The organism is Mycolicibacterium cosmeticum (genome assembly GCF_000613185.1).
Taxonomy (GTDB): Bacteria; Actinomycetota; Actinomycetes; order Mycobacteriales; family Mycobacteriaceae; genus Mycobacterium; species Mycobacterium cosmeticum.
In genome coordinates, this window is record NZ_CCBB010000003.1 from 1,800,461 (window position 1) to 1,812,497 (window position 12,037).

Here is a 12,037-nt window from a genome sequence, read left to right on the forward strand (position 1 = left end):
GGGCCTGGTCAGCGCTTCTTGCTGACGGCCTCGGCCGCGGTCTCGGCCCACTCGCGCCACTGCGCGGCGCTGGCCCTGGCCTGCTCGGCATCCTTGGTGCGGCCGGCCGCCGCGGCCTTCTCGGCCTGCTTCTCGAACTGCTCGGCACGCTCGCGGAACTGTTCGGCGCGGGCCACCGCCTCGGCATCCACATGGCTCACCGAGCTGGCATCGCGCACCTTCTTCTCGACCGCGCGCAACCGGCGTTCCAGTTCGGCCGCACGTTCCCGCGGCACCTTGCCGATGGCGTCCCACTTGTCGCCGAGCGCCCGGAACGCGGCCCGCGCCGCGTCCGGGTCGCTCACGTCGATGGCCTCGGCCTCGACCAGCAGCGCCTCCTTGGCCGCGGCGTTGGCCCCGAATTCGGCGTCGCGCTCGGCGTTGACGGCGTTGCGCGCGGCGAAGAAGGTGTCCTGGGCGGCCTTGAAACGCGCCCACAGGGCGTCGTCGACGTCCTTGGCGGCTCGGCCCGCCGCCTTCCACTGCGCCAGCAGATCCCGGAAGGTCGCGGCGGTCGCGGCCCACTCGGTGGAATCGCTGAGCGCTTCGGCCTTCTCGCACAGCGCTTCCTTCGCCTGCCGCACGCCCACCCGTTCCCGGTCCAGCTCGGCGAAGTGCGAGCCACGCCGCCGGTTGAAGGCCTCCCGGGCGGCCGAATACCGCTTCCACAGCGCGTCATCGGTCTTGCGGTCCAACCCGGTGATGGTGCGCCACTCGTCGAGGATGTCGCGCAGCCGGTCGCCGGCGGCCTTCCACTGGGTGGAGTTCGCGGCGATCTCCTCGGCCTCGGCGGCCAGCGCTTCCTTGCGCGCGGTCTGGGTGGCCCGGTGTTCGTCACGCCGGGCGCGCTCGGCCGCGGCGGCGTCACCGGCATGCTCGACGATGGCGGTCAGCCGGGCGTGCACCGCGTCCACGTCGCCCAGCACGGCGGCGGTGGGCAACCCCTCCAGCAGGGCGGCGGCGGCGGCCTTGATCTTGCGGGCATCGCCGCTGCCCGACGCCAGGCGCGTCTCCAGCAGGGCGACCTCGGTGTGCAGGTCGTCGTAGCGGCGGCCGAAGTGGGCGTAGGCGGCCTCGGCGTCACCGGCCTGCCAGGACCCGATGACGCGTTCCCCCGCCGAGGTGATCAGCACGACGGTGCCGTCGGGTTCGACGCGGCCGAACCGGTGCGGATCGACGGCCGGGGTGGTGGGCGGTACGACAGCCGGGGCCGCGGCGGCAGCGGCAGCCGGTTTGGGGCCCGGCCGGGGGCCGGGCCGGGGACCTGGGCGCGGTGCGGGCTTGGGAGCGCCTGAATCGCTGGTCGTCATGGGTTTTCTCCACCTCCACGCGGGCTGACCCGCACCTGCCGCGCGACGCGGCGCCAATAGCTTCCGCCCGCTATTGAAGCAGGTCACCGCCCGACGTGCGTACGGCTTCGCCATGGACCGGGTCCCTCGGTTGCGAGATCACCATCCTTGACGGCACGCTCAGCCCAGCTGAGAGGTTTGGAGTCACCGATGCACAAAGCGGATATCGCCGCTCTGTTGGCGCTGGGCGCCGCGTTCTTCATCGCCGTCGGCGACGTCATCCATCAGCGCTCGGCGCAGCAGGTGAGCGACGAATCCGTCGGCCACCTGCGGCTGTTCGCGCGGCTGCTGCGCGATCGCCGGTGGTGGCTGGGCAGCGTGGTGGCCGGCGCCGGCTTCGGACTGCAGGCCGCCGCGCTGGGATTCGGGTCCGTCCTGTTGGTGCAGGCCCTGCTGGTGACCTCGCTGCTGTTCGCGCTGCCGATCAACGCGCGCCTGACGCACCGGCGGGTGACCCGGTTCGAATGGACCTGGGCCGCGCTGCTGGCCGCCTCGGTGGCGGTGATCGTGACCGTCGGCAACCCGACGGCGGGGCACTCCCGGGCGTCGGTGCAGGTGTGGTTGGCCGTCGGGGCCGTGCTCGGGCCGGTGCTGGTGCTGTGCATCATCGGGGCGCGCATCTGGTCGGGGACGGTGGGTGCGATCCTGCTGGCCTGCGTGTCCGGCGCCATGTGGGGACTGTTCGCGGTGCTGACCAAGGGGGTGGTCGACCGCCTGCAACACGGCCCGCTGGCGGTGCTGAGCACCCCGGAGCTGTACGCGTGGGCGCTGGTGGCCGTTGCCGGCACCGGGTGGCAGCAGGCGGCGTTCCGGGCCGGGACCCTCACCGCGTCGCTGCCGGCGATGACGGTCGCCGAACCGGTGGTGGGCTCGATCCTGGGCATCGTGGTGCTCGGCGAGACGCTGCGGCCCGGCGATGCGGGCTGGATCACGTTGATCGCCGCGGTGCTGGTCATGGTGGTCGCGACCGGCGCGCTGGCCCGCGGCGAGGCCGGTTGGGCGCAGGAGCCCGCCCGCCCGTAGCGATAACGTGGTCCGGGTGTTGGCCGCCATCGCCGTGATCCCGTCGGCTCCCGTGCTGGTGCCCGAGCTGTCCGGAGCGGCCCCGGACGTGACCGCCGAACTCGTCGACGCGCGTACCGCCGTCAGGACCGCGGCCGCCGCGTTGCCGTCGCGCTGGATCGTCGTGGGCTCCGGCCGCGCCGACGCGCTCATCGGGCCCGACGCGGTCGGCACGTTCGCCGGCTACGGCGTCGACCTGCGGGTGCAGCTCGCGCCGGGGGCGGCCTGTGCCCTGACCGAGTTGCCGCTGTGCGCGCTGATCGCCGGCTGGGTGCGCGGGTTGGCGGCACCCGGCGCGCGGGCCGAGGTCCGGGTGTACCGCGACGATCTGGACGCCGCGACCGCCGTGGCCACCGGCCGCGCCCTGCGCACCGAGATCGATGCCGCCGCCGACGCGGTCGGGGTGCTGGTGGTCGCCGACGGTGCGAACACCCTGACCCCGTCGGCGCCCGGTGGGCACGACCCGGATTCGGTTGCGCTGCAGGCGATGCTGGACGACGCACTGGCCGCGGGCGACACCGCGGCACTGGCCCGGGTGGGCGCCGGCGTGGTCGGCCGGGTGGCCTATCAGGTGCTGGCCGGGTTGGGCGCGCCCGCCGAGGCCATCGAGCTGTACCGGGGTGCGCCCTACGGCGTCGGCTACTTCGCCGGGGTGTGGCGTCCGGCGGGGTGGACCCCGGCGGTCGGGGAATCTGCGACCGGGGGATCTGCACCGTGACCCGACCGGTGGCCGTGATCGGGCCGACCGGGACCGGCAAGTCGGCGCTCGCGCTGGACATCGCCGAGCGGCTCGGCGGGGAGATCGTCAACGCCGACGCGATGCAGCTGTACCGGGGGATGGACATCGGGACCGCCAAGGTGGCGGTCGAGCAGCGCCGCGGCATCCCGCACCACCAGCTCGACGTCCTCGACGTCACGGTGAACGCGTCGGTCGCCCGCTACCAGGAACGCGCCGCCGCCGATATCGAGGCGATCATGGACCGCGGCGCGGTGCCGGTGATCGTCGGCGGCTCGATGCTCTACATCCAATCGCTGCTGGACCAGTGGTCGTTCCCGGCCACCGACCCCACGGTGCGGGCCCGCTGGGAGGCGCGGCTGGCCGAGGTGGGCGTGGCGGCGCTGCACGACGAGCTGCGCCGCGTCGACCCGCAGGCCGCCGCCTCGATCCTGGCCACCGACGGCCGCCGCATCGTCCGCGCGCTCGAGGTGGTGGAGTTGACGGGCCAGCCGTTCGCCGCGTCGGCGCCACGGATCGGCACGCCGCGCTGGGACACGGTGATCATCGGATTGGATTGGGACACCGAGCTTTTGGACGAGCGGCTGCGGCAGCGCACCGATGCGATGTTCGACGAGGGGCTGGTCGCCGAGGTCACCGGCCTGATCGAGGTGGGCCTGCGCACCGGGGTGACGGCGTCGCGGGCGCTGGGCTATGCGCAGGTGCTGGCCGACCTGGACGCCGGCGGGGACGGCTCGGCCGCTCGTGTTCCCACCTTCATGGGCACCCGCCGCTACGTGCGCAGGCAGCGCTCCTGGTTCCGCCGGGACCACCGGGTGAACTGGCTCGACGGTTCGGCATCGGACCTGGCCGATACCGCGGTCGCTATCCTGGACAGGTGAGGTTTGCGAAAGGGCACGGCACGCAGAACGACTTCGTCGTGCTTCCCGACCTCGACGCCGCCCTGGACCTGACCCCCGAGGCCGTCGCCGCCCTGTGCGACCGGCGCCGCGGGCTCGGTGCCGACGGTGTCCTGCGCGTCACCACCGCCGGCGCCGCCCTGGCCGCCGGGGTTTTCCCGGCGCTGCCCGAAGGGGTGGCCGCGGGTGACTGGTACATGGACTACCGCAACGCCGACGGGTCGATCGCCCAGATGTGCGGTAACGGGGTCCGGGTGTTCACGCACTACCTGCGGGCCGCCGGCCTGGAGCAGCGCGACGAGTTCGTGGTCGGATCGCTGGCCGGGCCGCGCCCGGTGGTGGTGCACCGGCACGACGATGTCGATGCCGAGGTGACCGTCGACATGGGCAAGGCCAACGTGCTGGGCAGCGGATCGGCGGTGGTCGCCGGCCGCGGCTTCGACGGGTTGGCCGTCGACGTCGGCAACCCGCACCTGGCCTGTGTCACGGATCTGAGCACGACGGCGCTGGCGGTGCTCGACGTCGCCGCGCCGGTGTCCTTCGACGCCGAACAGTTCCCCGAGGGCGTCAACGTCGAGGTGCTCACCAAGCCGGTGAACGGCGCCGTCTCGATGCGCGTGCACGAACGCGGTGTCGGCGAAACCCGTTCCTGCGGAACGGGAACCGTCGCCGCCGCGGTCGCCGCCCTGCAACATGCCGGGGAGAGCACGGGCACGCTGCGGGTCCGCATTCCCGGCGGCGAGGTCACCGTCACCGTCACCGAGGCCACCAGCTTTCTGCGCGGCCCGTCCGTACTCGTCGCGACCGGCGAGCTCGCCGACCAGTGGTGGCGCAACCCGGCGTGACGAAATTCGGATGCACCGTCGCGGGCCGGCATGACACCATCGGAAGCCGCCCATGACACGACCTGAGAACTCCGTCCCCAGCACCGGCGATCTCGCCCTGGAAGACCGCACGGCACTACGCCGCGTGGCCGGTCTGTCCACCGAACTCGCCGATATCACCGAGGTCGAATACCGCCAGCTGCGCCTGGAACGCGTCGTGCTGGTCGGGGTGTGGACCGAGGGCAGCGCCGCCGATGCCGAGGCCAGCCTGGCCGAGCTGGCGGCCCTGGCCGAAACCGCCGGATCGGAGGTCCTGGAGGGGCTGATCCAGCGCCGCGACAAACCCGACCCGTCGACCTATATCGGCTCCGGCAAGGCACAGGAACTGCGCGAGACCGTGCTGGCCACCGGCGCCGACACCGTGATCTGCGACGGCGAACTGTCCCCGGCGCAGCTGAACGCGCTGGAGAAGGCGGTCAAGGTCAAGGTGATCGACCGGACCGCGCTGATCCTGGACATCTTCGCCCAGCACGCGACCAGCCGGGAAGGCAAGGCGCAGGTGTCGCTGGCCCAGATGGAGTACATGCTGCCGCGGCTGCGTGGCTGGGGTGAGTCCATGTCGCGGCAGGCCGGCGGCCGGGCCGGCGGTGCGGGCGGCGGGGTGGGCACCCGCGGTCCCGGTGAGACCAAGATCGAGACCGACCGGCGTCGCATCCGTGAGCGAATGTCCAAGCTGCGTCGCGAGATTCGAGAGATGAAGAAGGTGCGCGACACCCAGCGGGGGAAGCGGCGCGCGGCCGACATGCCGTCGGTGGCCATCGTCGGCTACACCAACGCCGGCAAATCCAGCCTGCTCAATGCGCTGACCGGGGCGGGCGTGCTGGTGGAGAACGCCCTGTTCGCCACCCTGGAGCCCACCACGCGGCGCGGACAGCTCGACGACGGCCGCCCGTTCGTGCTCACCGACACCGTCGGATTCGTCCGGCACCTGCCGACCCAGCTGGTCGAGGCGTTCCGCTCCACCCTGGAGGAGGTGGTGGACGCGGACCTGCTGGTGCACGTCGTCGACGGGTCCGATGCCAATCCGATGGCGCAGATCAGCGCGGTGCGCGAGGTGATCCGCGACGTGTACGCCGACCATGGCGGGGCGCCGGCGACGGAACTGTTGGTGATCAACAAGATCGACGCGGCAGGCGATCTGGCGTTGGCGCAGCTGCGCAGGGCCCTGCCCGATGCGGTGTTCGTGTCCGCGCACACCGGCGAGGGGCTCGATCAGCTGCGCCGTCGGATGGCCGCACTGGTCGAGCCGACCGACACCGCGATCGACGTCACCATTCCGTACGACCGCGGCGACCTGGTGGCGCGGGTGCACGCCGACGGCCGCATCGAGAGCACCGAGCACACCGCCGACGGCACCAGGATCATCGGGCGGGTGCCGGTCTCGCTCGCCGCGACCCTGCGCGACTACCCGAGCGGCTAGGCCGCCGCCTTCGTCGTCGCGCCGTCGTCCTTCGCGGGCTGGGAGGCGTCGGATTCGGCGGTGGCCGCGGGCTTTTCGGTCTTGTCCGGTTCGGTCCCGTCGGGTGTGCTCTCCGGCTTGGTCGCGGGTTCGGTGCCGGGCTTGGTGGTGTCGGCGGCCTTGACGCCGTGCTTGCCGGTCAGTGCCTGGCCGAATTGCCGAACCAGCTGGGCCAGCGGGCCTGCCCCGATCGGGCCGCGCACCTTGGGCCGCACCGGCTCCGGTGTGGCCGCGGGTTCGGTCGTCTTGGTGTCGGTGGGTTCGGCTTCCGCACTGGTGTTGTCCGCCACCGTCTTCGGGTTGTCGACCTTCGTGGTATCCGCCTTCGTCGTGTCGATCGCGGTGTCTTCGGTCTTGGCGGTGTCGGCGGTCTTGGCGGCCGTCAGGTTGACGGTCGAGTCCTTGGCCGCCGCCAGGCTGGTGGTCGGGGTGGTGGTGACCGGTTGGGGGGCCTTGGGCACCTTGACACCGATATCGGCCAGGGCGGCCTGCACGCCCTCGCCGAGGGCCTTGATCACGTCGCCGGCTAGCTTGACCGGGTTGATGTTGAGCGGGATCAGCCGGAACGGTGCCGGTACGCCCGGGCTGAGGCTGCGGTCGTAGCCGGTGTCGATGAGCACCCGCAGCACCGGCTCGAGCAGGTCGACGATGGGCTTGATGATGAAGCTGGTGTGGGTGAAGCCACCGAACTCGAGGAACGGGCGCACGAGCGGCAGCGTCCTGGTCGGGATGGTGATGTAGCGGGTGTCGCCGTAGTCGGTCTGGTTGGCCGGGTCGGCGATCTGGGCGGCCAGTTCGGCAGGCGTATAGTCGTCGGGCAGCTCGTCGGGGGTGCTCTTGCCGTCCGGTGACAGATACGTGCCGTGCACGTACCAGAATCCGGCGATGGCGTTCAGCGCCGCGAGCGCGTTGAGCGGATACAGCGGGAAGTCCGAGACGCCGTCGTACTCGAACGCGATGTCGGTGGCGCAGATGTGATCGCAGGTGTCGGTCGGGGCCGGCAGCCCGAAGGTGGCGTCCAGGATCGGGACGTGGCCGAGGAAGGCGAGTCGTTCGAAGAGGCCGCCGTTGGGGCGGTTGGTGTTTCCGATCATCACGAAGGACAGGTAGTGCTGGTCCTTGGGCAGGTAGCCGAGATTGCGCTTCTCGCGGCTGACGATATTGCCGCCCTGTGAGTACCCGAAGATGACGATCGGGGCGTTGGCCGGATTCTGGGCCAGCGTGTTCACGAGCGTGGAATTGAGATTGGACAGTCCGGCCCCGGTCGACACGTCCCACTTGGCACCGTCGAGGCCGCCCCAGCCGGGAAGCGGAATGGGCCAGAACTGGGCCGGATAGTCGATGGGCTTCAGGTTGCAGTTGGCGGTCGTGGTGCATCCGGAGGGCGACCAGGTGTCCGACGGCGCGATGTAGTACTTGAGCGCATTGGTCATGTAGTCCGTCACGTCACCCGCTTTGGGGGTTCCGGTCCCGGGCACGATGAGGGCGGTCGCGGCCAGCGCCACGGCCATGCCCAGCACCGACGCGATGGTCAGGAACACCGCGGTCAGCAGCGCGAATACGGTCAATACGGATCGTCGTGCGATATGCATCTGCCCACCTCGTGATCGGACGGCACGTGCCCCCAGCGATCGTCGCACCGCGGCGGCGTAACGGAGACGTAAATAGCGAATTTGCGCTGCAGGCCGGAATTGAAAGTAGAATCTGATTCTAATATTGTCGATCCGGTCGACGAAGGGAGCGCCGGATGGGACTGCGGGGTGAGGCCGCGATCGTCGGCTTTCACGAACTGCCGGCCACCCGAAAGCCGTCCGGCAAGCCGGAGTTCATCATCGAACAGTGGGCCCGGCTGGCCGCCGCGGCGATCGCCGACGCGGGCCTGTCCGCCGATCAGGTCGACGGGCTGGTCACCTGCGGGGTGATGGAATCCCAGCTGTTCGTCCCGTCCACCGTCGCCGAGTATCTGGGGCTGGCGGTCAACTTCGCCGAGATCGTCGACCTCGGTGGGGCGTCCGGGGCGGCCATGGTGTGGCGCGCTGCGGCGGCCATCGAGTTGGGCATCTGCCGGGCGGTGCTGTGCGCCATTCCGGCCAACTACCTGACCCCGATGTCCGAGCAGCGGCCGTACGACCCGGGCGACGCCCTGTATTTCGGTGCGTCCAGCTTCCGGTACGGTTCGCCCCAGGCCGAATTCGAGATCCCGTACGGCTACCTCGGCCAGAACGGGCCGTACGCCCAGGTCGCCCAGATGTACGCCGCCGCATACGGTTACGACGAGGCGGCGATGGCCAAGATCGTCGTCGATCAGCGGGTCAACGCCAATCACACCCCCGGCGCGGTGTTCAGGGACAAACCGCTGACCATCGCCGACGTGCTGGACAGCCCCGTCATCGCCTCACCGCTGCACATGCTGGAGATCGTCATGCCGTGCATGGGCGGGTCGGCGGTGCTGATCACGAACGCCGAACTGGCTCGCACGAGCCGGAACCGGCCGGTGTGGGTCAAGGGTTTCGGCGAACGCGTGCCCTACAAGTCGCCGGTGTACGCGGCCGACCCGCTGCAGACGCCGATGATCACGGTCGCCGGCTCGGCATTCGGCATGGCCGGGCTGACGCCCGCCGATATGGACATGGTGTCGATCTACGACTGCTACACCATCACCGCGCTGCTCACCCTCGAGGACGCCGGGTTCTGCGAGAAGGGCAAGGGCATGCAGTTCGTCACCGACCACGACCTCACCTTCCGCGGTGACTTCCCGATGAACACCGCCGGCGGCCAACTGGGCTACGGCCAGCCCGGCAATGCCGGTGGGATGCACCACATCTGCGATGCCACCCGCCAGCTCATGGGCCGGGCGGGGGAGACCCAGGTGTCCGATTGTCACCGCGCTTTCGTCTCCGGCAACGGCGGTGTGCTCAGCGAACAGGAAGCACTCGTGCTGGAGGGCGACTAGATGACCACCCCGATGAGCAGACCGCTACCCCTGCCCACCCCGACCTCGGCGCCGTTCTGGGACGGGTTGCGCCGCCACGAGATCTGGATCCAATTCTCGCCGTCGGCCGGGGTGTACGTGTTCTACCCGCGGGTGCTCGCGCCGGGCACGCTGGCCGACGACCTGGAATGGCGCCGGATCTCCGGTGCCGCAACGTTGGTCAGCTTCGCCGTCGCCCAGCGGCCGGTGGCCCCGCAGTTCGCCGACGCGGTGCCGCACCTGCTCGCCGTCGTGCAGTGGCAGGAAGGTCCGCGGCTGGCCACCGAACTGGTCGGCGTCGATGCCGACGGGTTACGGGTGGGCATGCCGGTGGCGCCGGTGTTCACCGACCTGCCCGACGTCACGCTGTTGCACTACACCGCGGCCCGCTAGGAAGGACTTTTCGTGGCCTTGGCCCTGACCGATGAGCAGGTCCAGATCGCCGATACGATGGCGGGTTTCGCCGCCCGGCACGGTGGCCTGGACCTCACCCGGGCGCAATTCGACGATCTGGCCGCCGGCCGCCGGCCCGGCTTCTGGGGCGCACTGGTGGATCAGGGCCTGCACGCGGTGCACCTGCCGGAGCGGATCGGGGGACAGGGCGGTGGGCTGGCCGAGGCCGCCTGCGTCGTCGAGGCGGCCGGGTACGGTCTTCTGCCCGGACCCCTGCTGCCCACCGTCGTCGCCGGTGCGGTCGCCGCGGCCGACCCAGGTCCGGCGGCACGCGCCGTGCTCGACGACATCGTGGCCGGGCGCACCGCGGCGGTGATCCTGCCGCAGGCCGGGCAACTGCGCGCCACCGCGGCCGGCGACGGCTGGCGGGTGTCCGGCACGACCGGTCCGGAGATCGGGGTGTGCGGGGCCGAGCGCATCCTGGTCAGCGCCGCCACCGAAGCCGGTGAGGTGCTCTGGATTACCGTGCACCCCACCATGTCCGGGGTGCGGGTGCACCAACAGACGCCCACCGACCTGACCCGCGATGTCGGCGTGCTGCACGTCGACGACGTACCGGTGTCCGACGGTGACGTGCTGCGCGGTGTCGACGCGGTGCGGGCCCGTTGCCTGGCGGTGAGCATGCTGGCGGCCGAGGCGGCCGGTATCGCGCGCTGGTGCGTGGACAACGTGGTGGCCTACCTGAAGGTGCGCGAACAGTTCGGCAGGCCGATCGGGTCGTTCCAGGCGTTGCAGCACAAGGCCGCCCTGCTGTTCATCAACAGCGAGCTGGCCGCGGCCGCGGCATGGGACGCGGTGCGGGCCGCCGACCAGTCCGTCCCGCAGCACCAGATCGCGGTCGCCGGTGCGGCCATCGTGGCGGTGGGCCGGCTGCCCGAGCTGGTGGTCGACGCGCTCACCATGTTCGGCGCCATCGGCTACACCTGGGAACACGATCTGCACCTCTATTGGAAACGCGCGATCAGCCTGGCGGCGGCCGGGTCGGGCACCGAATGGGCGCACACCCTGGGCGATCCGGTGGCGCCGGGCCGCGACTTCACCATCGAGATCGCCGATGTCGAACCGGATTTCCGGGCCACCGTCGCCGCGGCGCTGGACCGGGCGGCGCTGCTGCGCAACGACACCCCCGGCCGGCAGAACCCCGACCACGCGGAGTTCTGGACGGGACCGCAGCGCACCGCTCTGGCCGGCGCCGGCCTGATCGCGCCGCACCTGCCCGGGCCGTGGGGGCTGGATGCCACCCCGGCCCGGCAACTGATCATCGACGAGGAATTCGAGAAGCGTCCGCATCTGGTGCGGCCGTCACTGGGCATCGCGGAGTGGATCCTGCCCACCGTGTTGGCCGCCGGAACCGAGGCGCAGCGCGCGCAATTCGCCGCACCGACGTTGCGCGGCGAGCTCGGCTGGTGCCAGTTGTTCTCCGAGCCGGGGGCCGGTTCGGACCTCGCGTCGCTGTCCACCAGGGCGACCAAGGTCGACGGTGGCTGGTTGGTGAACGGCCAGAAGGTGTGGACCTCGTCGGCGCAACGCGCCGACTGGGGTGCACTGTTGGCGCGCACCGATCCGGATGCCAAGAAACACAGGGGAATCGGCTACTTTCTCGTCGACATGAGCACCCCCGGTATCCGGGTGCGGCCGTTGCGCACCGCCAGCGGGGACGAGCACTTCAACGAGGTGTTCTTCGACGACGTGTTCGTCCCGGACGCCATGCTGGTGGGCGAGCCGACCGACGGCTGGTCGCACGCGCTGTCCACCATGGCGAACGAAAGAGTGGCCATCGGCGCCTATATCAAGCTGGACAAGGAGAGTGAGCTGCGCGCGCTGGCGAGTCGCGCCGGCGAGGCGGCAGAGGTGACCATGGTCCGCCGGGCGCTCGGTGAGGTCAGGGCGGCCTCGAATGCGATTGCCGCCCTTGCGGTCCGGGACACGCTCAACCGGCTGGCCGGCCACGGTCCGGGGCCGGCCTCCAGCGTCGGCAAGGTGGCCACCGCGCAGATCGTGCGCCGGGTCACCGCCGACGCGCTGGCCTTCAGCGGCCGCGCGGCGATGGTGGGGGGTGCCGAACAGTCGGCCGTCGCGCACAGCCTGATGATGCCCGCCGAGGTGATCGGGGGTGGCACCGTCGAGATCCAGCTGAATATCATCGCGACGATGATCCTGGGACTGCCGAGGAATTGAGTCTGGA

The 12,037-nt window shown here is 71.0% G+C and carries 10 protein-coding genes; 8 read left to right on the forward strand and 2 right to left on the reverse strand.

Annotation, left to right across the window (positions count from 1 at the left end):
• Nucleotides 1–8: 8 nt before the first annotated feature.
• Entirely contained in the window at nucleotides 9–1,349 is a 1,341-nt protein-coding gene (locus BN977_RS27925) for a DUF349 domain-containing protein (RefSeq protein ID WP_024449736.1), read from the reverse strand.
• 189 nt (nucleotides 1,350–1,538) lie between these two features.
• Here BN977_RS27925 and BN977_RS27930 point away from each other — a divergent pair, with 189 nt between their 5' ends.
• The 5 genes from BN977_RS27930 to hflX are packed head-to-tail and all read left to right on the forward strand — an operon-like array spanning nucleotide 1,539 to nucleotide 6,389.
• Nucleotides 1,539–2,411, forward strand: a complete 873-nt coding sequence (locus tag BN977_RS27930) for a DMT family transporter (protein ID WP_024449737.1) — start codon at nucleotides 1,539–1,541, stop codon at nucleotides 2,409–2,411.
• A gap of 16 nt (nucleotides 2,412–2,427) precedes the next feature.
• Nucleotides 2,428–3,168 (forward strand): class III extradiol ring-cleavage dioxygenase family protein, encoded by a 741-nt coding sequence (locus BN977_RS27935; protein ID WP_024449738.1) that lies wholly within the window; start codon nucleotides 2,428–2,430, stop codon nucleotides 3,166–3,168.
• Nucleotides 3,165–4,067 carry a tRNA (adenosine(37)-N6)-dimethylallyltransferase MiaA gene (gene miaA, locus BN977_RS27940; protein WP_024449739.1) on the forward strand — a complete coding sequence of 301 codons (903 nt, stop codon included), beginning with the start codon at nucleotides 3,165–3,167 and terminating at the stop codon, nucleotides 4,065–4,067. Before BN977_RS27935 ends, miaA begins: the two co-directional genes overlap by 4 nt.
• The gene (dapF, locus tag BN977_RS27945; RefSeq protein ID WP_024449740.1) at nucleotides 4,064–4,930 is read left to right on the forward strand and encodes a diaminopimelate epimerase; all 867 of its coding nucleotides are present in this window, start codon (nucleotides 4,064–4,066) and stop codon (nucleotides 4,928–4,930) included. The genes miaA and dapF overlap by 4 nt, the downstream gene beginning before the upstream one ends.
• Before the next feature lie 52 nt (nucleotides 4,931–4,982).
• A complete protein-coding gene (gene hflX / locus BN977_RS27950; RefSeq protein ID WP_024449741.1) occupies nucleotides 4,983–6,389 on the forward strand; it encodes a GTPase HflX in 1,407 nt (468 codons plus the stop codon).
• Here the strand turns inward: hflX and BN977_RS27955 are convergent.
• Nucleotides 6,386–8,020: a PE-PPE domain-containing protein gene (locus tag BN977_RS27955; protein ID WP_051561952.1), complete on the reverse strand. Its 1,635-nt coding sequence runs from the start codon at nucleotides 8,018–8,020 to the stop codon at nucleotides 6,386–6,388. The two genes, hflX and BN977_RS27955, sit on opposite strands and share 4 nt — an antisense overlap.
• A gap of 155 nt (nucleotides 8,021–8,175) precedes the next feature.
• Here BN977_RS27955 and BN977_RS27960 point away from each other — a divergent pair, with 155 nt between their 5' ends.
• From BN977_RS27960 to BN977_RS27970, 3 genes are read left to right on the forward strand one after another with little or no spacing between them, the layout of a single operon-like run.
• Complete coding sequence (locus tag BN977_RS27960) at nucleotides 8,176–9,381, forward strand: thiolase family protein (RefSeq protein WP_024449743.1); 1,206 nt, start codon at nucleotides 8,176–8,178, stop codon at nucleotides 9,379–9,381.
• Nucleotides 9,382–9,792: a Zn-ribbon domain-containing OB-fold protein gene (locus tag BN977_RS27965; protein ID WP_024449744.1), complete on the forward strand. Its 411-nt coding sequence runs from the start codon at nucleotides 9,382–9,384 to the stop codon at nucleotides 9,790–9,792.
• Between the two features lie 12 nt (nucleotides 9,793–9,804).
• Nucleotides 9,805–12,030: an acyl-CoA dehydrogenase family protein gene (locus tag BN977_RS27970; RefSeq protein ID WP_036403170.1), complete on the forward strand. Its 2,226-nt coding sequence runs from the start codon at nucleotides 9,805–9,807 to the stop codon at nucleotides 12,028–12,030.
• The last annotated feature ends 7 nt before the right edge of the window (nucleotides 12,031–12,037 follow it).